This is a genomic window from Rhizobium sp. IY2 (genome assembly GCF_047532935.1).
Classification (GTDB): Bacteria; Pseudomonadota; Alphaproteobacteria; order Rhizobiales; family Rhizobiaceae; genus Rhizobium; species Rhizobium anhuiense.
Genome location: NZ_JBLKNU010000001.1, coordinates 328,589 through 351,597 on the forward strand (window position 1 = coordinate 328,589; position 23,009 = coordinate 351,597).

The 23,009-nt window shown below is 56.2% G+C and carries 20 protein-coding genes; 9 read left to right on the top strand and 11 right to left on the bottom strand.

What is annotated here, in order from left to right:
• Positions 1–79 precede the first annotated feature (79 nt).
• On the bottom strand, positions 80–274 hold the full coding sequence (locus ACMUVN_RS01545) for a hypothetical protein (protein WP_080759842.1): 195 nt from the start codon (positions 272–274) through the stop codon (positions 80–82).
• Positions 275–611: 337 nt separating this feature from the next.
• Here ACMUVN_RS01545 and ACMUVN_RS01550 point away from each other — a divergent pair, with 337 nt between their 5' ends.
• The 4 genes from ACMUVN_RS01550 to ACMUVN_RS01565 all read left to right on the top strand — a co-directional run bounded on the left by ACMUVN_RS01550 (position 612) and on the right by ACMUVN_RS01565 (position 4,043).
• Complete coding sequence (locus tag ACMUVN_RS01550; RefSeq protein ID WP_414814821.1) at positions 612–1,316, top strand: FkbM family methyltransferase; 705 nt, start codon at positions 612–614, stop codon at positions 1,314–1,316.
• 329 nt (positions 1,317–1,645) lie between these two features.
• Positions 1,646–1,957: a hypothetical protein gene (locus ACMUVN_RS01555; protein WP_082849686.1), complete on the top strand. Its 312-nt coding sequence runs from the start codon at positions 1,646–1,648 to the stop codon at positions 1,955–1,957.
• A gap of 845 nt (positions 1,958–2,802) precedes the next feature.
• Complete coding sequence (locus ACMUVN_RS01560) at positions 2,803–3,564, top strand: helix-turn-helix domain-containing protein (RefSeq protein WP_414814822.1); 762 nt, start codon at positions 2,803–2,805, stop codon at positions 3,562–3,564.
• Positions 3,561–4,043 carry a MobC family plasmid mobilization relaxosome protein gene (locus ACMUVN_RS01565; protein WP_414814823.1) on the top strand — a complete coding sequence of 161 codons (483 nt, stop codon included), beginning with the start codon at positions 3,561–3,563 and terminating at the stop codon, positions 4,041–4,043. Before ACMUVN_RS01560 ends, ACMUVN_RS01565 begins: the two co-directional genes overlap by 4 nt.
• Here ACMUVN_RS01565 and ACMUVN_RS01570 read toward each other — a convergent pair.
• The gene (locus ACMUVN_RS01570) at positions 3,926–4,963 is read right to left on the bottom strand and encodes a hypothetical protein (protein WP_414814824.1); all 1,038 of its coding nucleotides are present in this window, start codon (positions 4,961–4,963) and stop codon (positions 3,926–3,928) included. The genes ACMUVN_RS01565 and ACMUVN_RS01570 overlap by 118 nt on opposite strands.
• Before the next feature lie 19 nt (positions 4,964–4,982).
• Here ACMUVN_RS01570 and ACMUVN_RS01575 point away from each other — a divergent pair, with 19 nt between their 5' ends.
• The 3 genes from ACMUVN_RS01575 to ACMUVN_RS01585 all read left to right on the top strand — a co-directional run bounded on the left by ACMUVN_RS01575 (position 4,983) and on the right by ACMUVN_RS01585 (position 7,541).
• Positions 4,983–5,288, top strand: coding sequence for a hypothetical protein (locus tag ACMUVN_RS01575; RefSeq protein ID WP_414814825.1), 306 nt, complete (start codon positions 4,983–4,985; stop codon positions 5,286–5,288).
• Positions 5,289–5,291: 3 nt separating this feature from the next.
• Positions 5,292–5,624 (top strand): hypothetical protein, encoded by a 333-nt coding sequence (locus ACMUVN_RS01580; protein WP_414814826.1) that lies wholly within the window; start codon positions 5,292–5,294, stop codon positions 5,622–5,624.
• A gap of 66 nt (positions 5,625–5,690) precedes the next feature.
• Complete coding sequence (locus ACMUVN_RS01585) at positions 5,691–7,541, top strand: type IV secretory system conjugative DNA transfer family protein (protein WP_414814827.1); 1,851 nt, start codon at positions 5,691–5,693, stop codon at positions 7,539–7,541.
• Positions 7,542–7,668: 127 nt separating this feature from the next.
• Here the strand turns inward: ACMUVN_RS01585 and ACMUVN_RS01590 are convergent, their stop codons facing one another.
• The 4 genes from ACMUVN_RS01590 to ACMUVN_RS01605 form a co-directional block, all read right to left on the bottom strand.
• Positions 7,669–10,491, bottom strand: a complete 2,823-nt coding sequence (locus tag ACMUVN_RS01590; protein ID WP_414814828.1) for a BPTD_3080 family restriction endonuclease — start codon at positions 10,489–10,491, stop codon at positions 7,669–7,671.
• A 5-nt stretch (positions 10,492–10,496) separates the two neighbouring features.
• A complete protein-coding gene (locus ACMUVN_RS01595) occupies positions 10,497–13,712 on the bottom strand; it encodes a site-specific DNA-methyltransferase (protein ID WP_414814829.1) in 3,216 nt (1,071 codons plus the stop codon).
• 154 nt (positions 13,713–13,866) lie between these two features.
• Positions 13,867–14,157 carry a helix-turn-helix transcriptional regulator gene (locus ACMUVN_RS01600; RefSeq protein ID WP_414814830.1) on the bottom strand — a complete coding sequence of 97 codons (291 nt, stop codon included), beginning with the start codon at positions 14,155–14,157 and terminating at the stop codon, positions 13,867–13,869.
• Between the two features lie 17 nt (positions 14,158–14,174).
• On the bottom strand, positions 14,175–15,497 hold the full coding sequence (locus tag ACMUVN_RS01605; RefSeq protein ID WP_414814831.1) for a type II toxin-antitoxin system HipA family toxin: 1,323 nt from the start codon (positions 15,495–15,497) through the stop codon (positions 14,175–14,177).
• Between the two features lie 372 nt (positions 15,498–15,869).
• Between ACMUVN_RS01605 and ACMUVN_RS01610 the strand changes: the two genes are divergently transcribed.
• Together ACMUVN_RS01610 and ACMUVN_RS01615 are read left to right on the top strand one after the other, a co-directional pair.
• Entirely contained in the window at positions 15,870–16,556 is a 687-nt protein-coding gene (locus tag ACMUVN_RS01610; protein ID WP_414814832.1) for a hypothetical protein, read from the top strand.
• Positions 16,557–16,558: 2 nt separating this feature from the next.
• Entirely contained in the window at positions 16,559–17,626 is a 1,068-nt protein-coding gene (locus tag ACMUVN_RS01615) for an ImmA/IrrE family metallo-endopeptidase (RefSeq protein ID WP_414814833.1), read from the top strand.
• A gap of 70 nt (positions 17,627–17,696) precedes the next feature.
• Here the strand turns inward: ACMUVN_RS01615 and ACMUVN_RS01620 are convergent, their stop codons facing one another.
• The 5 genes from ACMUVN_RS01620 to ACMUVN_RS01640 form a co-directional block, all read right to left on the bottom strand.
• Positions 17,697–19,067 (bottom strand): hypothetical protein, encoded by a 1,371-nt coding sequence (locus tag ACMUVN_RS01620; RefSeq protein WP_414814834.1) that lies wholly within the window; start codon positions 19,065–19,067, stop codon positions 17,697–17,699.
• A gap of 132 nt (positions 19,068–19,199) precedes the next feature.
• On the bottom strand, positions 19,200–19,784 hold the full coding sequence (locus ACMUVN_RS01625) for a DUF4406 domain-containing protein (protein WP_414814835.1): 585 nt from the start codon (positions 19,782–19,784) through the stop codon (positions 19,200–19,202).
• Positions 19,756–22,011, bottom strand: a complete 2,256-nt coding sequence (locus ACMUVN_RS01630) for an AAA family ATPase (protein ID WP_414814836.1) — start codon at positions 22,009–22,011, stop codon at positions 19,756–19,758. Before ACMUVN_RS01630 ends, ACMUVN_RS01625 begins: the two co-directional genes overlap by 29 nt.
• A 174-nt stretch (positions 22,012–22,185) precedes the next feature.
• A complete protein-coding gene (locus tag ACMUVN_RS01635; RefSeq protein ID WP_414814837.1) occupies positions 22,186–22,539 on the bottom strand; it encodes a hypothetical protein in 354 nt (117 codons plus the stop codon).
• The gene (locus ACMUVN_RS01640; protein WP_414814838.1) at positions 22,536–22,979 is read right to left on the bottom strand and encodes a helix-turn-helix domain-containing protein; all 444 of its coding nucleotides are present in this window, start codon (positions 22,977–22,979) and stop codon (positions 22,536–22,538) included. The genes ACMUVN_RS01635 and ACMUVN_RS01640 overlap by 4 nt, the downstream gene beginning before the upstream one ends.
• Positions 22,980–23,009: the final 30 nt, after the last annotated feature.

Sequence of the window (23,009 nt, forward strand, 5' to 3'; positions counted from 1 at the left end):
TGCCACCGGATGAAGTCGTCTGACTGGCAATCGCTGGAGGCGAACTATCGCTGCAATCAGACTTCCAATTTTTCCCGCGCTAATAGCTGCACGGACGATCATTGCCGAATCCATCGCGGCAGGCAGGCCGGAGGTCAAAGTCAGCGCTCCGGGCGGTATACCCGACCGAGCCCGTTTGCATCGAGTCGTTTGGGCTCGTGGTGCAGGCCGATGCCGACATGGCAATGACGAAGACGGCTGTCATGGCCCCCGATAGTTTGCGAGTTTGAAGCATCTCCCCACCCTTCACTGTCCAACGTGTCCGTATACTCGTGGCAAGTAGGGCCGAAGAGGCGTCCTGATAACTGTCGTTGCCGATCAAGATTTTGTTATTTGTTGAAAACCCCTTCGCAAGCGCTTGCTGCCACGATCAAGGTTGTTTGGCCATGCCTGCAGAAGGGATCCACGGCTACGTCGGCTTCACCTAAAGAACTAGGCTTGGCGAAACGGCCACGCAAGGCATCAACTATCGATGATCTAGCCACTGGTTGCCAATTCACGGAAGGTGAAGAAACAGGGGCACGCCGCTCGACGAGTGGATAGCACATGCTTTCGAGTTACCGGGAGCCTACATGCTTCATATTGCTAAGATTGCGCCACCTCGGTTCAGGCTATGGACGCGCGCTTCACGAGAATGGCGCCATGGTGAGCCCGAGCTTCGGATCCTCGATCGATTATGCAGTCGGAGCCAGACTGCCATCGATATAGGTGCGAACTACGGTGTCTATTCTTGGTTCTTGACCAAGTATGCGCGCAATGTCGTCGCCTTCGAGCCTCAACCTAACATGGTAGCTTTTCTGAAGGCCGCGCTTGGTTCGTCGGTTCGGGTGGAGCAGGTCGCACTTTCCGACAGCGCTGGCGTTGCAACGATGCGGATCCCCAGTGATCAGCGCATGGATGGCTGCGCCACGATTGAGGAGCAGAATAGGCTTTCGACGCAAAATGTCGAAGAAATTTCCGTTCCAACCCGGCGCCTGGATAGCTATCAGTTCGACACTGTAGGCTTCATCAAGATCGACGTTGAAGGGCACGAACTAAAAGTACTCGAAGGCGCGGAGGCTATATTGCACCGGGATCGCCCAAATCTGCTTATCGAAGCGGAAGACCGACATCGACCCAACGCTGTCGGCAGTGTGATCGACTATCTTAAGCCGTTTGGATATTCTGTATATTGCCTGAAAGATCGAAAATTTCGTTCCCTGTCGATCGACGAGGTCCGGAAAGGCTCTTCCGGAACGCCTTACAACTACGTTTTTTCTATCCGCGACGATCTATAAGCGCACTTAGTGTGCCCACCCCCCGCCGGCCGACCTTCAGCGGCAATGACCGCTGGCGCGTCGCGGCAAAGCGCTCGGAAATCGGACGGGATTGGACCTCGGGCGGGAGGATATTTTGCCGGCCCTTTGAGAACGGTTTAAACGCTCCTTGAGCCGTCCTTAAGACCTGATTGGGCTTTTCAAAAATTCGGGAACCTCGTGTCAAAATTCCAAAAAATCACGTCCGCCGAGCCGAAGGAAGTTCAACGGCCGGTGTTTTTCTGAGAAGCGCGCGTTCATCGGAGGTTAATCCTTGTTAACCCAGAATCGAAGCCTGAAAGGATGATCCGATGAAGATGCTTTTTTCGTCACTTGCAGCCATTGTCTTGTCTGCATCGTTCGCCCTGCCGCTAAACGCCACGCCGATTGTCGTGCCGAACGCAGCACAACTGCACACCCCAGACGTCGAGCAGGTCAAACACCGGAAACATGGGAAATGGCATGCAAATCGCCACTGGAAACAGCGATACGCCCACCGCGACTGCAGGTATTATGGCTCGTGCTACCGTCCGCGGTATTACGGTCATCGCGACTATTACGGCTATCGCGACGATTACTCCTATCGTCGTCGGTCAGGAGTGACTGTGTATTTCGATTTTTAGTCGGCACTGCCACGGGCGCCAACCTATAAAAAGAAAGGTCGGGCGAATGCTCGCGCCGACCTTTCTTTGATTGCATCGCACGGTGCCAGTACATCCGTGGTCACCAGCAAAAGCTATCCGATAGATTGAATTTATGCGCCTCGTGAATTTTCGCAAGGATTAGGGGGCTGCTGATTTAGAGCTAGGCAGGGGGCGCAATAACCGCGGTACGACGAGAAGTACGACACGCGCTCTGAAGTGCGCTAGTTGCTCGGCCGATCCGTCCAGTCGATCATCGCGGCGGCAGCAAAACGGAAGCCCTACCATAGCGCGCCGTCAGCCTTACCAACCGGCGGCTATTGACCAACATGCCCTGTTTGCGTGGCCGCCGCGGCTTGTGTCGGCATAGGCGCCACTCTGCTCGATCATATGGTTGGACAAGGTGCTATGCCCTGTCCGCGAAAGGCCGGAGCCTCGATCGCCGCAAAAAAACGGTGCGACTAGCGATCAGCTCAAGGCAATATTCAGATGGTTACACCCGCGCAGCACGTCGCAAGAAGCTAGCCGGAGACGGCGCCAAGCTCCTCTTGCCGGATCGGAACGAGAACTAAAATGTCTAACTCGGTGGGTCTAAGCTTGAAAGCTGGGACCTTGAACGCAAATATATGCAGGAAAAATAGGATCTTAGAGAGTTGAATGGTGGGCCCGGAGGGCCTGCCGAATTCGAGGAAAATCAGCAGCTTAACCCCGTGTGGGACGAAGACCCCATTTTATAAAAATCAATGGCTTAGTAAAGCCGCCGTCCCACTTTTTCCGGCGGTTTCTGTCCGTTCTTTCCCGGTCGTATTGCAGCCAGGGAGGCGCGCATGAGCGGGGCGCGGCCATTCCGGGACGTGAAGCTGCAATGGCTTCAGCAGTTGAGCTGCGACAAGGATTTGAGCGACAACGCGCGATCCGTGGCCCTCTATATCGTCACCACGCATTTGAACGGCCACACCGAGAAGGCGTGGCCGTCCTATCAAACGATTGCCGACGCGACCGGCAAGAGCGTCAAGACCATTCAGCGCGCCGTCCGTGAACTTGAGGTCAATGGATGGTTCGAGGTCCAGCGCGGAAATGGCGTCGGGCACAACACGGAATATCGTCCCTCAGCGGCGTCTATTTTACGCGCATCGGACGCCCGCGAAAAGACGGACAAAGTTGTCACCCTTTACCCTGACAAAGGCGGTCAAAATCGTCCGGAAAGGCGGTCAGATGTGTCCGGCGAAGGGGGACAAATATGTCCGCCAAACTTAGAGAAAGAAAAAATATATAAACCTAACCCGCGCGAGGACGCCCCGCCCCGCGTCGAGACGCGGCGAGCCGTTCCGCTCGTTTTCGTGGCCGAAAGCAAAGCGGATCAGGTCGAGCAATGGGGCGATTGGCTGCGTCGTCACGGTTTTCCGTCGATCGACGCTTTGGGCATGCGGACGGTGAAAGCCGGGAAACCAGGCTATGCCTTGCCCAGCTATTGGCCGCCGGACGAAGCAAGGCCGAGCGCGCTCGATTGGATTGCTTTCTTCAGCCGCCGCCGTGACCACATCGCCGATGAAACCGCCCGACAAACCGACCTTCGGAGGGCGTCATGACGCCTAGTGATTTGAAGGGAGCAAGGCGACCCCTGTCATACGGCAAGCCGTCCGACAGGGGGCCTTGTGAGGGGAGGCAGGCCTCCCCTTCAAACCCCACCAAGAGCACGCGGCGAACGCCCAAAGGCGACCTCAATGCCGTCGTGGTTTTCCGCTGCACCGCATCGGAAAAGCAAGCGCTGACCGCACGCGCGGCGCGGGCCGGACTGCCCTTCGCCACGCTGATGCGGGAAGCGCTTGGCCTCACCGAGGCCCGCCGCCGCCGTCCGCTCCCCAAGGTGGACCCGGAGCTGGTGCGCGCCGTCGCGCGGATCGGCGGCAACCTCAACCAGGTCGCGCGATGGCTGAACACGGCCCAAGCTCAGGGCCAGCTGTCCGCCATCGACGCAATCACGGTTGCCGCGCGCCTGGTCGCGATCGAGCGAGCGCTTTCGGAAACGCTTGCGCAGTTCACGGCCAAGGATGGCGCGCCGTGCTGATCAAGTTCTTCCGAAACGGCCAGGGCGGCGGATCGGGACCGGTTGACTATCTGGTCGAGCGCGACGTCGTCGCTTACGACCAGAACCGCAACGCGATCCGCGATGAGCGCGGCGAGGTCATGCTGTTTGCCCGTGAACCTCTGCCGGAGGTGCTGCAGGGCGACACAGAGCGCATGCGCGCGCTGATCGACGCCTGCCCGCACCAGTGGACCTATCGCGCCGGCGTCATCGCCTTCACGGCGGAAGACGCGCCGAACCCTGCCCAGCAACGGCAGGTGATGGACGCCTTCGAGAACCTTGCCTTTGCCGGCCTCGAAGCCGACCAGCGCGATATGCTTTGGGTGCGCCACACACACGAGGGACGCGTCGAACTGCATTTCGTGACGCCGCGCATGGAGCTTGCGAGCGGGCGCAGCCTCAACATCGCGCCGCCTGGCTACCAGAAGCACTACGATGCCTTGCGCGATGTTTTGAATAAGGAACACGGCTGGAATGACCCGATGGCGCCGGAGCGCGCCCGCGAGACCGTCAGCCTCATCGAGAGCGTCAGGCGCGGCGATGCCCGCGAGCTGATTCATGACTGGATCGTCCAGCGCATCGAGACCGGCGAAATCCGTGACCGCCCGAGCATGACCGAGGCTTTGACGGCGGCAGGTTTCGATCTGCCGCGCGCCGGCAAAAATTACATCACCGTGCGCGATCCGCAGACGGCCGAGCGCTGGCGCTTGAAAGGAGACCTGTTCCGTGAAGACTGGACCCGAGAGAGTACCCTTGAGCGAGCGCTTGAAAGATCGGCTGGCGAGCCCAGCCGTTCCGGAAGCCGGCTTGACGCCATCGCCCTCGACGAGCTTCGAGACCGATTGGAGCGAAACCTTGAAGCGCGCGCAAGCTACAATCGAGACCGATATCCGCAGCTTCACGGACGCGAACCGCCAGCACTTGAGCGAGGCACTGGCGACGACCGAGGCGGACGTGAACCGGCTTCGGTCGATGGTGCAGCCGTTCTTCCTGACCATGGGCGCGGTGGCGTTACTGATCGTCCTGTTGAGCTTCACCGCGAGCTGGTTCTGGGCGGGCCTGATGATCGACCGCGCCCAGAGCGCCAGCCTTTGGCAGATGGGCTTGCAGATCAACCAGACCAGCAACGGCAAAGTCCTGACATGGGACGTCAACCGCCTTCAGCTGATCACCTGTCAGGCCGGCACCGCCAAAACGCCATGCCTGAAGATCGTCCAGGGAGATTGACCAATGACCACACCCGCCAGACCACCGATGCCGGAGAGCCTGTCGCCGCTGGAGCGCGAATTGCTGGGTTACGTCGAGACATTGATGAACGCCTTGCAGAGCGGAACCGCGCAGTTCGAGGCGCTGGAGAAACGCTCGACCGACATGATCGAAAATCGGCAAGCCGCTTTGGAAGGATCGCTGAAATCGCTCATCGCGTCACAGGCTACCTTCATGAACGCTTGGCTCGCCTCCGGCAATCGTTCCAGCGGCACGGCCTCGACCGAGCTGACGGAAGCGTTCGCCCTGCTGGAGCAAGCCGAAGCGATGCTGGAGGCGGTCGCGCCGCCGACGTGACAGCCCGATCGCCTGCGTCCGGTCGCGGCCGCGTCTGATTATCATTTCTATTTGGAGTTTCGATCTATGAATTTGATCATTCAGCCCTACCGCTATGCCCTTTCCATTGCCGTCATTGCCGCCGGCTTCCTGCTGATGGAGACAGCGCCGTTGTTCTGGCCGCCCATCTACCAAAACGCGCGCGCCGCGATCCTGGTCATCTTTCTTGGGTTTGCGCTGCTGACGTTGGCGGGAGACACCCAGGGCCGCATCCGCAGCGCGTCGGGCTTAGCTGTGGTGGCTGCCCTCCTTGCCGCGTCTGCTCTCGCCCTTACCGACCCCACCATTGCGGCAGGCGTCCTGCTCGACAGCTTCAAGGCTTGGCGAAATGCCGGTTATTCCGGAATCGAGAGCATCCGGGGGATGGTTTCGACATGGGATCGCTTCACAGAGGGGCAGAAGCTTGGTGTGCAAACCAGCCTCGCCATCGGCCTGCCTGTGCCCCTGTTCCTCATTCTGCGGGCGATCTCGATTGCCGCCCCGGCATCATCGAGCCGAATTTCCAAACAAGGCCCATGGCGTGCCCGGTGGATGAATCAGAGCGAGCTGCGCCAGCTCCGACACAACGATACAGGCTTGCCACTCGGTCTCTCCGGCAGGGCAATGCTGCGCTACCGCCCCAACCCGAAGACCGGATGGCGTGCCGGCCATCATGTCGCCATCGCCGGCACGCGCGCGGGGAAAGGCGTATCCGTCGTCATTCCCGCGATCATCGACCATGACGGCCCGGTCGCCGTCCTCGACATCAAGGGCGAAAACTTCGCCGTCACCCGCCGATATCGGCAGTCGCTTGGCCGCCAGGTCGTGGTTCTCAATCCATTCGGTGTCATCGAGCCGTCGAAGGATCGCTTCAACCCGCTCGACTATATCCGGCAAGCGCACCTGGTCCGCGACATCGAGGTCATCGCCGAGGGGCTTGTTCGACCGGAAAGCGGAAACGGCGCGCACTTTGCCGAAATGGCGAAGTCCATGATCGCCGCCGTGATCGAGGTCGTCATAACCAAGCGCGCGGAAGCAGACCGCACCCTGATCACCGCCATGGACCTGCTGTTTTCCGCAGGCTTTGAAAAGACACTGACTGAATGGGCAGGAGCACCGGAGACATTCGGCACCCGCCCGGCCGCCGCCGCTGCCACCTTCCTTGCAGCCGGCGAGAACGAGCGCGGCGCGATCAAGACGACGATCAAGAAGGCCTTCGATTGGGCGCGTTCCGACGAACTGCGCAGTTTCCTCAGCGCCTCCACATGCTCGCTCGAAAACCTGTTCGAGGGCCGCGCCGACCTCTTCATGGTCGTGCCACTCGACCAGGTGGACGCCCAGGCCGTCTTTCTCCGGCTGCTGACGAACATCATTCTCGGCATGGCCGTACGCCTTGAAGGCGCGAAGAAGCCTAAAAAGAACGTACTCCTGGTGCTTGACGAGTTTGTCCGCCTCGGCCGTATGGAAAAGCTGATCAACATCGCCAACGTCGCCGCAGGCTGCGGCATCGAGGCGTTGTTCATCACCCAGGACAAAGGCCAGATTGAAAGCGTCTATGGCAAGGGCGACACCGCCAGCATTCTCGGCTCCTGCGTCACCACCCGCATTTTCGGTCTCGGCCGCGCCGAATTCGAAACCGCCAATTGGGCCGCGAACGCGCTCGGCGATCAGACGGTGCTAACCCGCACGAAGCAAGCGTCCGCCAAATTCGGCGAGAGCCGCAAGACGTCCACCGCTGAGCAGCGCCAGAAGCTCATGACCGCCGATCAGATTCTGGAATTGAAGACCGGCAAGATGCTACTGCTGGCGGGGTCAAAGCCGCCAGCGTTGGTTGAGGCCATCGTGTCGCACAGGCATCCGACATATCGGGGTAAGCTGGACCGGAATCCGATGGTGTGAGTTGATCCGCAAGGCCTCCTCGGATCCGCTACCATTTCCAATCAGCAGAGCCTTCACTCCCAATCTGCCGAAATCCGGCACTTGAGTGCTCCGGCTTCAACGGACAGATCGTCTAGCCTACTGCAGTCTAGGTCTCAGCTTCACCGGCATACCTGGTGATGATGTCCTGGATCTCGGCTGGCTTGAAGGCTACAGCGGCCGTCCAGAGGCCGAAGCCGCCGGCGCTGTTGATAGCCTTGATCCATTCGTCCAAGGCGTCGCGCTTGGCCTGGTTCTGCGGGCTGTCGATACCCTTGATTTCCAGCACCAACGTCCTGCCGTTTGCAAACCTGACAAGGAAATCTGGCAGATAACGGCGACGCGAGCCGCCCCACATGTAGTGGATCTGCAGGCCCAAATGATCGTTCTTGGCGTAGCTTACAACTTCCTCGCGGGTCTCGAAGAGGTTCGCCGCATAGCCTTCCCAGGAGGCGTCGCCGACCAGATGACTGATATGGGAGCGCATCGCCGGAAAACAGGGCTTTGTCGTATACCAGGTCCGCATATTGGCGGTACTGCCGATCGGGTTTTCCTCGTCGAAGACCGGTGCTAGCCGTTCGACATTCTGTTCGGTCACATGGCGCATGACGTGCTGGACCACGAGATCGATGTTGAGCGCTATCAGGATGCGGCGGCGCAACTCGTCGGAGTGGAAGAGCGAGGGGATCTCCAGGCGGTCAGATTGCAGGAAAGTCTCGACGATGCGGACGAGCTGGGCGCCTAAATACTCCTGAGTGCCGGAAAAGCCGTGGCGCATCTGCGCAAAGGCCTTGCGGGCGGCCTGGAAGACCAGACGCTGCAGGCGAAAACCGTCAGGCAGCTTCTGCAGATCGATCGCCGAGATCTGGCCCATGTCGGCTGCGCCGCCCAGCGCCGGCGCCAGTTCGGCGGTGATCGGCGTTGCTGCGGGATCGAGGAACAGGGTCGGCACATTGGTCCAGTCGACCGTCAGCTGCGGCCGGACGACCGTTTCGACACGCAAAATATTGGGCCAGCGGATTTCCAGGTTGCTCCTTTCGGGCAGGACCTCGATCTGCGTGCTGGCCCTGGGCGGTGGTGGGGCTTCACCGCCTTCGCCGGTCTCGGCGATGGTCAGTGGTACGCCGAAGACGTTGACATATTCGGGCAAAAAGAGGCCGTTCTCGTCGGTGTCGTAGGAGACCCGGCGGAGACCACGGCCGACGACCTGCTCGCAAAGCAATTGCGAGGTGAATGCACGCAGGCCCATGATGTGGGTGACGTTCTTTGCGTCCCACCCTTCGGACAACATGGCGACCGAGATGACGTTCTGCAGATCCTGGCCGGCTGCACCGCGCTTGCCGACATTGTCGATGATGTCGCGGAGCAATTCTTCCTTCTTCAGGTCCTTGAAGCGCTGTTTCCTGGTTTCCGGGAGATCGGTCGCCTCGACGATCGCCTTCAGCCTTGCCTCATAATCCTTGTCGGAGGTGGCGGTCTCGCCAAGCTCTGCCTTTTCCAAAACCCTGGAATCGACCCGCAGGGTCCTTTGCGGTGCGTGCAGCTCCGGCCAGTGGGCATCGCCCTTGTTGAAATAGTTCTCGATGCGGGCCGCGGTTTCGGTTCGGTTGCAGACCGTCAACATCACGGGTGGCGAATGGTGGCCGGCGTCGCGCCATGCCCGTCTCGTTTCGCGCCAGTCTGCGCCCAGAAGCGTGTAGGCGTCCTGGACGAGCTTTGGCAGCGGCTCATGGGGCTCGGCCTTGGCGCGGTTCAAGTCTTCCGAGACGGAAGGGTCTCGGTAGAGATGATAGAGCTTCGAGCGCAGCGTCTTTGCGTCGGGGAGCGCGTCGTCGCGGACGACGATGCGGGGGGTCTTGACCAGGCCTGCCTCAATTGCATCGTTCAAACCAAAATCCGAGACGATCCAGTCGAACAAGGCGGTTTCGGTGCTCTTCTTGCCTGTCGGGGCGAAGGGGGTGGCAGAGAGGTCGAAACAGCGCTTGATCCGGCGTGTCTTGTGGATGCGATCCAGGCCTTCGATCCAGCGGGTCGCCTCGTCAAGGTCTATGCCCTGTTCGGCGGCCTGCTTCTTGCTGATCTTGGCTTCCGGGGGCTTGCGATAGGCGTGATGGGCCTCGTCGTTGATGACGATGATGTCCTTGTGGCCAGCCAACTTACCCAGGACGCGGCGGGTGAAGGCCTCGTCGGATTCGCGGCCTTTCCTTACCACCGACCGGTCCTGATCCTTCAAGGGCATCAGGCTGTGCCAGTTCTCGATCAGAACCTCGGCCTGGTTCAGCTTTTGGCGCAAAGCTTCAGAGGGGCAGAGGTCAAATTCGTCATAATAGCTGCCTTCGGTCGGGATCAGGACCTGTAGGCGTTCCTTGACGGTCAGACCCGGGGCTACGATGAAGATGGCGCGGCTGAAGTCGCCGGTGCGCTTCGGATAGGTCAAAGCGTTCAGGACCTGCCAGGTGATGATCATCGCCATGACCGTGGTCTTGCCGGCGCCGGTTGCCATCTTGTTGCAGAGCCGTTCCCAGGGACCGCCATCGCCGGGAATGGCGATGCCCTGCTTATAGGCTTCAGCACCTTCGACCCACCAGATCAGCGTTTCGATCGCTTCCAGCTGGCAGAAATAAAACGGATAGGGTGGCTCGGGCCTCTTGTCCTCCGACTCCAGAAGGCGGCTGGTGCGGCCATGCCAGTGTTCCAGCAGCTTTCGGGTGATGATGGTGATGCCGGGCCAGCCGGCTTCACGCCAGGCCTCGACACGAGCGCGGATGAGGTTGACGAGATCCAGGGTTTCCGTGCGTTTGGTGTTGTTGCGCGCGTCGAAGATCTCGTAACTTGCCGGACGGCGCTCGGCCCTAATTTCGAGGCGGCCGCCCTTGCCGTCGACCCAATGCTGCTGCGGGCAGACGAAGGGGGTGTTGATGATCAGCGACATTGTTTTCAGCCTTCCAGCGTCATGATCTTCAAGGATTCGATCCCTCGATCATCAACAATCTTGACGGCGATGCGGCGGTTTTCGCCGGCGGCGAAGGGCAGCGAGATCGTCTTGTGGAACTGGCTTAAGAGGTCGGTGTCCAATTCGGCGCGAACTGTCGCTTTCAGGCGATTCCAGCCGCCCTTGGCGTCGGCCATGGGGAAAAAGACCTGGTGGGGCATCAGCGAGCGATTGTCATAGTCGGTGTCGAGCGACCACATGGCGATCTGGTTCTTGCCGCCGGAGACGAGATCGCCCTTTTTCGGGTCGAAATAGTCGAAGCCGTTGACCTCGACCTCGAAGAAGCCATCCTTTCGCTTGCGCAGCTCGATGTCCGGCTGGCCCATCAGCCAGAAGGACTGGTTGGAAGATCGGTGCTTTTTCAAGTCCTCTGTCAGCAGGTCGGTGTTCATCTGGGCTTTCAGAAGCGTCACGCCTGGCCAGTTGATCTCGTCGATGTCCTTGGCGGCTTCCGGATCGAAGGTGAAGGCGCAAAATAGAATGAATTTTGGAGCCGGGCGCAGGGTCTCCGCTTCCGACAAAGCGAGCTCCACCTGTCGTTGTTCCAGCGCTGCGTGTTCCGGTCCGAAACTGACGATGACACGTTCGCCGGTGTCTGCGAGCGAGCCACTTGCATGGATATACTTCAAACCGGGAAGCGTCTCGAATTCGGCAAAACGCAGGATTGCCCCGCCCTTCGCCCTGATGCCGGTCTTCAACAACTCGTCGCGCCACAGCGCTTGCCGCGAGGTTTCGCCGGAGCGGGCTATGGTCTCAGTTGCTTCCTGTGGCGACACGGTCTCGTCGAGCGAGAGCACGGTTGGAGCCGGCACGGCTTCGACGGAGAAGGGGCCGCAGATTCGCAGCTTGGATCGATCGATGCGTGGCTTGTCGTAGAGCGTTTCCTGTTCTGCATGGTCGGTTATCGACTCGTCCATGCGGCGCTGCATCGCCAACCTTGCACCATGGAAGGCTGAGAAACACTGGCGAGCGGATTCTGGCCAGTTGTCACCGGCCTCAAGGCCAGGCCAGTCGAAGGGTACCTCCCATTCGTAGAGCGTGTCGCCATTTGAAAAGTTGACTAGTTCGCCCTTGCGGATCCCTTGCGGGGATTTCAGCGGTCTAGGCGGAGCGGCAAGCAATACCCGGTTCAGATCTCCGAGAGCGACGTCGATCTTCGAATGGTCCTCCTCATAGATTGTGTCGATGTCCGGATTGTTGGCGATGCTCTTCAATGTGATGTGAGAAACAGTTTCATAGTCAAAGCCGCCTTTGAGCCCCTCATGTGGATAACGCAATGCGTAGTAATCGAACGAGGCGGTCATAAGTCGCTGTTTGGTGAGCGTAATGGCTACACGAGAGGTGTCGCAGGTGATCCACCGTCGTCCCCATCTCTCAGCGACGAACGCGGTAGTGCCGGAGCCGCAAGTGGGATCGAGCACTAGATCACCAGGGTCAGTGGTCATAAGGAGGCATCGTTCCACGACTTTTTCGGATGTCTCGACAACGTACCGCTTATTAGACGCAAATCCTGCCACTCCGGTATCGCTCCAATAGTTTGTTACTGGGAACACAGGGAAGTCCTCATGAAATCGAACATAATATATCATGGCCGAAGATGCTTCTATTCGACGAGCTTGTGCTAATCGCCGAAATCCTTCTAGGTGAGTCTTCCAGTATCCTTTTGTTGGTGTGTACTCCTTTCCACGAAATGGAACGGGGAAAAAACCGGGTGGTTTCTGACTAGTGAAATCACTTATGCGGTATACTTTCGATCCTGATGGAATTTCCATCTCACCGAATTTTTCATTTCGGAATAGTGTGCGATCTGATCCATCAGAAACTCGAAGTTTGGAGTATGCTCCGCCGCCCGCACCGCCGACGACCTTGTCCGAATACAGAGTTCGAAATTTGATTTGCGACTTATCCTTTGCATACCAAACGATGTAGTCAGCTACATTCGAAACGAGCTCACTTGTTTGGCCAGAGGTTTTCGCGAACGCTATGTTCGAGACAAAATTTGCAGTGCCAAATACCTCATCCATAAGCTCTCGGACGTGGTGGAGGTTCTCGTCCGAAATCTGTACAAACACCGAGCCGCTCTCGGTCAGCAATTCCCGCGCCAGCACCAGACGGTCGCGCAGGTAGGTCATGTAGGAGTGGATTCCGAGCTCCCAGGTGTCGCGGAAGGCCTTGATCATCTCCGGTTCCTGGGTCAGATCCTCGTCGGACCGATCCTTGACGTCACGCTTGCTGGTGAAGGGCTGGAAGTTCGAGCCGTATTTGATGCCATATGGTGGGTCGATGTAGATCATCTGGACCTTGCCGGCCATGCTCTCCTTGGTCAGCAGCGAGTTCATGACGAGCAGGCTGTCGCCGGCGACCAGGCGGTTCGACCAGCCCTTTTCGTGGTGATAGAAATCCAGCGCCTGACGCAGAGGAAGATTCTCGAAGGGCGCGGCGAAGAGGTCGGGCTGGCGCCATTGGCTCGGCCCATCCTTGCCCTTCAGGCGTCTTGCAACATTGGCCAGAATGGTTGCCGGGTCTACCCGTTCGTGGACGTGCAGCGAGACGGTGTCGACCTCGAAGGATGTGCGTTCGGCCTTGCCGGTCCAGTTCAGATAGGGAGCCTGCAGCCGCTTCAGTTCCTCCAGCGCATCCTTCATGCGTTCAGGGTCGCCACTTTCGAGCGCATCGTCGATCAGGTTTTCGATACCGGCGCGGGCGCTATCGAAATTCAGGACCGGATCGAGATGCGGATCATAGGCCCAACGGGTCTTCGCGCCATCCGGGTCGGTGCCGGCATGGACCATGCCGACTTCCGGATTGTTGACGCGGGTCTCGCCATGGCGGTAACTGAGGATCTCGGCCGGTTCGCCTGACCGACGCGGGCTTGCCGAACGGGTGGTCCTTGCGCGCCTTGCGCCTTGCTGTTGCGGCTCTTCTTCCTCCTGCATTTCCAGGGTTAGGTCGGCTATGTCAGCCCTGTAGATCGAGCCGCCGCGGCCCTTGCCTCTGGCCAGCAGACCTTCGTCGACCAGCGCATCGCGTGCCGAGGCATAGTCTTCCTCGGTGAGGTCAGGCAATTGATCGAGTAGCCTTGCCAGGATTGCCGCATTCCCAATGGAAGAGCCGTCTTCAGGGGTCAAGGACAGGATCAGTTCGGAGAGGCTGTCGGACATGCGGCTCTATTCCCATGGTAGTTGAAGAATCTCATCGGACAAAGCCATAACGCGAGGAGACCGGCTTTGCACGTTTCAATCTTCAAACGGCGGATCGCGGCAGGTTGACCTGCCAATGAACTCAATCCCGTTGCGGCAGTAGGCTGATGTACTGCTACATATCTGTCGCAGATACCTTAGGCACAAACCCAACTCCGAACCCGAACAGCCGCCCGATCTTTTCCAATGTTTCAAGCGTGGGGTTCGCTGTCCCAGCTTCGATCTCGGCAACTTGCCGCCTTGTAAGCGACAGTGTCTTGGCAAACTCATCCTGCGTCATGCCGAAACCCTTTCTGATTTCCGCCACAGCGCCGGGGAGCCTTAGATCGCCATCGCGTGCACGCTCGGCTAGCGTTCTACGGTTTTCGAGAATCTCGTCTTTTGTGGGTTTCTTCCAACGAGCCATTTAGCTCTCCTCCGGCATCACTTGCACCCCGCCAGAACGCTGTCCGTTATCGCCATGCAGCGTCCGATCGCATGGTCTAGAATGTCGGGAGACGCCCCAAAATCTTTCATCGTCGCCGGCGCCTTTCGCAGGTGTTTGGCGAACTCGCAGAGGGCCGCTGCGAGGGCTTTATGCTCTTCAGGATCATGCATCAGTTCGGCGCAAATCTGCTTCCAATCGGGAAGATGATCGCGACCACCGTCACGCATCATCGCCCATCGGGTGGAGCGAACGATCCCCTCTTTGGCGAGCCGCATTGGTGCGAAATCAAAGAGCGGAGATAGGCGGATCGTGCCGTCCTGATGCTTGCTGAGTGCGGAATTTCGGCCGTGATTGTCGGGATTGCCGAGCGCCAGGTTGGCGATGTCCCGCTTCAGGTATTCAACAACGTCCGAGAAAGGTTCGGCCGAATATTGGCGCAGAACGTCGATATAGGCCTCATGCGTGCCGACATGGCCGAAATCAGCTACCCCGATCGCTGACACCAGGCTTTCTTGGCCCAGCCGCACGGTTCCGCCGCCTTCTTTCTTCTTCCGATCGAAACGGGGAATGATCAGGACGCCTTCGGCATAGGTCGATGGTTCGCTGACATTCAGACCGATCCCTTGAGCGATCCGCGAATAGAGGGCTTCGCCTTCGAGTATAAGGCGGTCCACGGGCTCGTTGCTGCGTACCAGCTTGACGATGACGTGGCGCACAGCCTCATCGTCGGTCACGAAACTGTCGGGATAATAGAGCCCGTCATTCGCCTGGGTCATCGAGACCTTCGGCCATTCGCCTTGCAGGCCGCTTGAGCCGGAGGCTAGCATTCCAAAGCGGTCGGCGACTTCCATGAAGCGATCTGACCGTTCAAGGATTTCCGCTTCTGTCACCCCTTGGCGCTCAACACCGCGCAGCCGTTCCGTTTCGGCCTCGGCCGCTTCTTTTATCCGGATATTGCCTATGCCCCCAGTCGCCGATCGCAGGAGCAGCGGGAGATCAGAAGCGCGCGAGCCTTCCGCAAGGCCGAGGTGATCGGCAAGCTTTCGCCGTGCATGTCCCTGTGGCATAAGATCCAAAAGGAACGGCGGCCAGCTGCGACTATATCGATTTTCGAGATCAACGGGATAACGGACCGACAAGGCGCGATGGTCGCGGACCGTTTTTCCGGCCGCGAATTCCGCCGATGCGACAGTGACGAAATAGTCGAGATCGTAATCGACGATGGAGGCGCCCTGGAAGCCGGCCGCGTCGTCCTTGAGTTCTAGCGTCGCGGCGTGATGCCAGTTGCTATCAAAATGAGTTTGAAGCGTCAGTCGCATCTATTGACCCCTTTAATGGATCAATTATACCGAAAATTGAAGATATTCAACCCATTAAAGTGGGCTGTAATAGTGCATACCGATCGCACCCCATCTAGTGAGACGCTTATGAGGATAGGAAAACGGGCTACCCTCGCCGAGATGGAGGCAGATGGTCGCGAAGGAGGCAGATATCGGCTTTCCTCTGCTTCGTCGTCGCATCACCCGAGCTTTGCGATAGCGCGCTGGAATTGGCTGGAAACGTGGCGGAAACGCTGGCTCACTCGTCTACCGATCCTACGGCAATTTCTGATATCGCCGATATTGGTAAAGGACCGGGCAAAGCTTGTCAGCTAAATATAAACGAACGCCAGGAATAATCGCAGAGCCGCATTGACCGGAATGTCGCAATTTGCTACATCATTTGATGAAGAAATTTGGGACATGGATATGGAAGCGGCAATCGTAGCGGACCAGCATGACGTCGATAATCATCTTGCCCATATGGGCCTAACTCGTGACGAACTTGTCCGGTCTATCCGATTCGCAGAGAGTGAGAGAGCGCTTTGCACTGACAACGATCCTGTCGGTTTCGCAAATATGATGGTGTACGCTCGTGCAGGACGTAAACTTCGGGAAATTCTCGTGCCAAAAGGCTGGGAGAAGGACGATACCAATAACCAGTGTGCCGTGAAAAACCCTAAGGCCAAGGTCAGAATTGTGCCATGCAATTTCGATGATGGCGCCGGCAATCGGTTGCAAACCCCGTCGAACAAATCCCCGAAAGGCGAAGTCAGCAGACGCAAGTCGCTGTGCAATCGTACCGCTTGGCTTCCCGGCTTGGTGCCGATTGAGGCTCCTGTAGATGCAGACGGATATGAAACCTGGCTACTTGGCATACGTATTGACGATAATTTGCCCACTGGTGCCGAACTGTCTCTCCCTGTCGATTTCGACGGAAGCTATTTCACCCAGTTTGGGAAACGCATTATCCTGTTGGATGGCTCAGAGGAGAAAATTTCTGAGCGCGCTGATGACGACGCGTTCGAGATTATCGACATCACCGTAAAACGAAAATAGCCATGCCTAATCCAGAGAGAATTGATTTGGTCAGACTGAGGCTCGGTCTGACCAAAATGGCGTTTGCCGAACGCCTAGGCGTTGATCGCAAAACAGTACAGAGAATGGAGCAAGGGGGCGAAATTAGTGAACAGCTAATGGATCGCCTGTGCGCGATCTCAGGATATAGCCGTTCGTTTTTCGAAAAGCCGGGCGTTGATTACCCATCGCCTGACGGTGTGAGCTTTCGTTCATTGCGCTCTTTAACTGCGGGCCCGCGTGACGCGGCCTTGGCGGCCGGTGCGCTTGCTTTCGAAATTGATGACTGGATTCGACACCGCTTCGAGCTTCCCGAACATTCTATTCCCCAATTAAATAATCAAACTCCGGTGGCGGCCGCTGCGGCCGTTCGTGCCGCATGGGGAATTGGTGAAAAGCCAATTGCCAACATGGTGAATCTGCTGGAAGCTCATGGGGTAAGAGTCTTCTCTCTTGTCGAGGAAACACGCCACCTCGACGCCTATTCATTTTGGAGAAATGAAAAGCCGTATGTCTTCCTAAATACGCTCAAGACCGCTGAGCACAGTCGGTTTGATGCCGCTCACGAGCTTGGTCACCTAGTTATGCATCGGCACACGGGTTCGAACCACAAAACTGCCGAAGATGAGGCAAACGCATTTGCGTCTGCCCTCCTAATTCCACCAAATGATCTGGTAGCTAAGCTCCCGCGAGCCCAGTCTTTGCGGCAGATCATCCAATGGAAAAAGCGATGGGGAGTTTCGGCGGCGGCGCTAAATTATGCACTTCGTAAAAACGAACTGATTTCCGAATGGCATTATCGCGGCAATTATATCCAACTAAACAAACTCGGCAGGGAAAACGAACCCGACGCAATGGAACGGGAAACATCTCAGGTCTGGAGAAAAATCCTTACGGCGCTTTGGTCTGAAGGAATATCAACGTCCCACATTGCGAGGGAACTTGCTATTCCTGAAAGGGAAATTTCGAATCTGCTGTTTGGAATTGCTGCGACTATTGCCACTCCCAATACTTCTGGTGGCACGCAAATGTTGTACCTTGTCAAGGGCTAACACAGCGAACGCCCTCGCATTCGATGACCGCAAAACATGACACCGGTAGTAAAAGAATAAGGAATGAATTTTAAGCGGCGATGCTTCTTTCGACGCGTGCCGGATGACCTGCTTTGCGTACCACATCAGCAATGTGGCTGGTAAGACCAATATCTCCCACGATAACTAATCCAGCTCCATCTTCAACCTGAAGCACTAGATCGCGAATGTCTTCCAATGGCAATACAGCTTCAATTCTCGTCCATTTATACGCATCCCCGGGCACAAGAACTCCAGTTATAGTTTCGGTGCCGCCACGATGCAATTGGACAACCCATGTTGTTAAGCCGTCAAAAACCCACTCGAAACGCACAGGACCAAGCAACTCGTGCAGCTTATCGAATGTAGATCTCACTTCTTCAAAGACGTTGTCAGGGAGTTTCTGAGGTAAGTCGAGACCGAGCATGAAGCGGTCTCCCTCTCCCTCCGTGCCCTCAATAATTACGCTGTTGTCACCACCCGCAATAGCTGCACCCGAATAAGTAGCCGGAACGGCTGCTTGACATAGCACAGAAGCAATAAACTCCCCGGAAGGGTCTTCTTTTGCGAGGAGCTTAAAGGGATCGATCCAACCCTTTACCGTTGTAAACCGGCCAGGTTGAGGCTCTGTTGGAGCGGTTCTAACCCACACTTCGCCACTGCGCGTTTCACTTCCGAATACGAAAGGTGCTAGTCGACGACTAATAACTGTCGTTCTCGGAACCCGAAGCCCCAATTTATGTGCGATGAGCAATCCAAATGCTTTGTCGCCAATATGCCGGCTAAACCGATTTGGCCAAGAACTCTTGGCTGTAGCTTCACCAACGACCCCAACCTCTCGTTCCCATATGAGAGTGTGAGTCTTCATCCAGCCTTGCGGGCGAGGATGTATACTGAACTCGATCCTCTCACCACGCACCGATTGAAGCTGGGGCCGGAACCCGTAAACAGTCTCCAGTACATCCATTCCCAATGTAAATGGCAGCGACGCTGTGCCTGGCTTCTCGACGCAACGGGGAGTGTCATCTGGAGCGAACTCAATGACGTCGCTCTGTACAACGCCCGATACACCACCGTCCCCGACATCGATGGTCTCATTGACGATTAGGAATAGTCCAGATGCTGAGAGCCGTCGCATCTCGGCTAGAACGGTATCGACTCTCGTCAGGCCGTATACGAATTCCTTGCTACGAGGGTCGTCAGGCAAAAAGCTCCGAATATTTACGGATCCGTCAACGCTCGTTGTAAGGAGAACCTTGATGGCGTTTTCCAGTGTCGGGAACACGTAATTTGGCTCATAACCTGCAACTCGGCAAAAACGTTGCTTGAGTGAGCCTTTAGAAGCAGGTGCAAAGCTTACGAATTGCGCGACATTACGATCGAGCGCGAGCTCATTGAGAGATTCGTCTTTATAAAAAGCCATGAAATCCTCCTCGCTCTCGTTGCCCATTTGGGCTTTTTAGACTCTTCTCCGGCAGCTTAAACGAAGTTTGCCAGATAGTGGTTATCAAGCTTCTAATATCCCCACCTTTCGCGAGAGGAATCTCCAAGCCTCTTATCCAAGACGATGCTGCGCAGCCAAGTTTGAGAGCGCCATCTCTATAGCTTGATAGAGAGGCTTAAGCCGCGGATGCTGCTGATCAGGAGCTAACCCGATACGAGCTGAGTCCAACAGTCTAAAAGCGGCTACGCTGGTTAGTTCAGTACCGTCAATGTTCTCGGTTCTCATCCCGAGCGACTTGGCAAAACTAAACTCCGTAACGCAACCGACACTATACTCCCAATCGGACATAAACATGACAATCCGCGCATGCTTCTTGATGCACTCCCTCCAAAGGTCGAGATATTCAACCTGTCCCCAACCGGTAACATGCAGGCTCGCAGGCTCCAGAACTATTTCATTCAATCGAGTACGCAGGTCATTTGCAGCCTGAATTAGCGATTCAGAATTCTTGCGGATTAGCGCTTCGCGATGGGGTGTCTTACCGAGACGAAGCGACTCGACAAATGCGCGACCCGTCGTTATCGGGCCGCTAAGGTAGATTACTTTTTTCGGACCTAACGCACAGTCCCATGCCTGGAGAACGGCGGAATGCACCGCGTTTAGATTATCAACCGTCGGTTTTACCGCGTAGACCATTGAGCCTGACCTTCAAATCGGAATAGTCGTTGTCCAGAAGACTGAGTTCTGCTTCGGCTAGTTTCTCTAGTTCGAGACACCCGCCTGCGTCCTCGGCCAGCCTAAGCAAATCAGCGAACTCTTCCACAGGAAAGTCTGCTGCGTCGTTCTTTAGGCGCCTCAGGTAAGACTTGAAACTTGTCGCTTTCGCCGCGTCTTTGAGACTTTCGATAATTTGGCTAGGATCGCCTTTTTCGGATCGGGCGGCATTCTTCAAGTCACCAAAACCAAACAACACGGAGGCCTTTTTTAACTCCGTCGAAAAAGCACCTTGAGCGAGGCCGAACTTCCCAAGTGTTAGTTCCCGTCGCTTGGAATCAGGGAGCGGCAGCAGATATCTTTTATCAATGCGGCCGGTCCGCTTAATCGCTGGATCAATTCGGTTGTCGTAGTTCGTCGCGACTATGAAGATGCAGCGCTCTGCAGCTCGCAAGTTGTTGAACTTGGGCAACATACCAGGTGTCAAAAACTGGAAGAGGCTATCCTGCTTCTTGTAGAATTCACTATCTCGGTCAAGGAGAAAACTATCGATCTCATCGAACAGAATTACCGCACGTCTTTGATGCGTTAGTGTCTGGAATATTGCCTTTGCGCGACTTTCGACATTCGCTCCGCCATCGCCAAGAAAATCACTCACGGTGACAGTTATTTGCCGCATGCCCAAATATTCGCAGAGCTTATCAGCCACGCTGGTCTTACCCGTTCCAGGAGGGCCATAAAGCATCATTGAAAAATTATTCGGTTTTTCATCTGCCCAGCCTTGAACAAAATCCTCTCCAATGCGGCGATAAACCTGGATTTTCTGCTCCCCGCCAATTGAAGGGTCCATTTCTTCTATGACTTCACTCCAATTGGAGTATTTCTTAGCGCCTGTGAGAGAAGGCATGTATTTCCATTGCAGGCCGGACAAAATTAGAGTTGTATTCTGGATTTCCCGATCTAAAAGCTCGTGGTAATTGATCATAAATTCAACTACCAAGCTGGTATCCCATGGATGTACGACCTCAGGGGAGTTGATGTGCTCAGAGTGCCAGCCGAGGCAGTCTTCACCAGCAATCTGCAGACGTACTGCTCTCGCTTGGAGCCAGCTCCAGAAGCGCTTGAGCAATGGTGCGCCTTTGGATGTGTAGGTGTCGTGGAAGCGCCCACTATCCATGATCGCTATGGAGCGCATCAGCGAATTTGCTACTTCCACACTTAGCGGAAGAAAAATCTCGCCGGTTTTTGCAGCAAGAAATGGCTTGCTTGGCCGCCAGTGGGCGCTCGTGTTCTGCTTTTCTCCCAGCACTTCCAAAACGCGATAGAATAGCTTTTCATCGACAGCTTCGCGTGCGCAAAGAACAAGCCCCTCTAGACTGAAAACGAGTTCAGCCGCATCGAATCTGCTGTCGGGAATAGCGCTAAATGACAATTGCTCATGCAACATCACTTCGAAAAAATTTCGGAGAAGTGGAAGGCGTTTATTGAGATCATCCAGCTTGCCAAGACCCGCAAAGCCTATCGCCGCGCGAACCGCGCGCATTGGCACAAATGCGTTACGATAGTAACGGGAACGTTCCCTTTCCAGAAGTTGGGTTTGGTGCTGGGACAGTGTATCGGATATCATACCATCCAATTTTGTACGTGCCGCATGAATCGAGTTCTCGATATTTTCGAGATTTCTTACAATATCGGCCTTTTTGGACGCATCAAGATCTACCAGAACCCGATCCGGCTTCAGTGAAGCAAGAAGATCAACGATATGACTAAGTGTAAGTGGATTTCCCTCACCAAAGGTACTTGATGTTGGGACTATCTTACCTTCCTTACCTTCCTTCTGCATGCTTTCGGACAACCTGAGAACATTCTTTAACAGTAAATCATCTATTGATTTATCGCTAATCAGGCGTGCGCGTGTTCCTGAGGTAGTTGAGCAGAATCCAGTCGCTCGTCCGATGGCAGTCAGCACCATAGCAGTAGTGCCGTGGGATACAGTTTGCGGAATGTCGACCGCTTCAGAGCTTTTGCACTCGTATGGCCACCCGTTGTTCGTATTCGACAGTCTTAGAAGCGATGTCGCTTCCGAAATCGCTGCGGTTAGCGTCGACATGTCCTGGCAATGAACCAGATAGTCCGACTGCAGATACTCTTCCAACGGAACCATAATTTCTCCCAGCATTTCAATCGTTTGATCACCCGGCGTCGGCACGCTTAGTATGCCCAGACACTGCTGACTTATGATCGATAGTGTTTAATCATTCAATCCTTGATGGAGTTCGGATGGAAATTTCCCGCCGAAATTTTCCTGCCTACCGATCTACATATACCTTCTGATATCGTGAGAGAGGCAATGTTACGAAAAGTAAGGCTATGGTTCATATGCTTAGAATTGCCAGCTACTGAAACGGCTATGGAAGCATCTGATCCGGCTGACCATCTTTCGGCCTCTCAGCGCGCTACCACACGCGAACAGCATCATTGAAAAGCCAAGCACGGGCGTCAACCAAGCATCGGAGCCGCTGCTTGCATCGAACAAAATGAGCGAGACAGCACCCATTGCTCCGAAGAAGACCATGCCGAAATCGTATTGCTTCGAAAGGCTCGTGAGCCGGGCCGAATGCTGGGCATAGCGCAATCGCCTCGCCAGTTTTCGCTTTTCGGATGCCAGTTGATCACGCTGGCGGCCGATCGTGTAAAAACCCTGTTCGATTTTCTGTTCAAAGCTCGACTTACTCATATCGCTGACCTCAGATATTTCTCTGCAATTTCCTCTGTGAATTCGCCGTGCTGTTCGGCGTAGTCGATCAGGAACCGGATGAGCTTCAAGCGCTTATCCGGTTCCACCTGACAGTTTTCCCGCACGATGAAGGCATCAACTTGGTTGGTGACCTCGTGATACAGATCGACCGTGTCTCGATTGTAGGAGCTGCCTTCCCCGGTCATCATCCAGACTGGATTGACGTTGAACTTCGTGTAGAGCGCGCGCAGCACGCGAACGGGGATCTCTCGTTGGCCGCGTTCATAGGTATTGTAGCCGCCCTGGGAGACCTCAAGCGCTTCCGCAAAGGGGATCTGTTTCAATCCCGAATTTTCCCGGATCATCGCCAAACGTTTGCCCATCTGAATGAGCAGCGTGCCTTGCATCGAATTATTATTTTTCTGATAATCGCGTTGCATTTTTGAGCTTGGTGTGATTCTTTCGTGTTC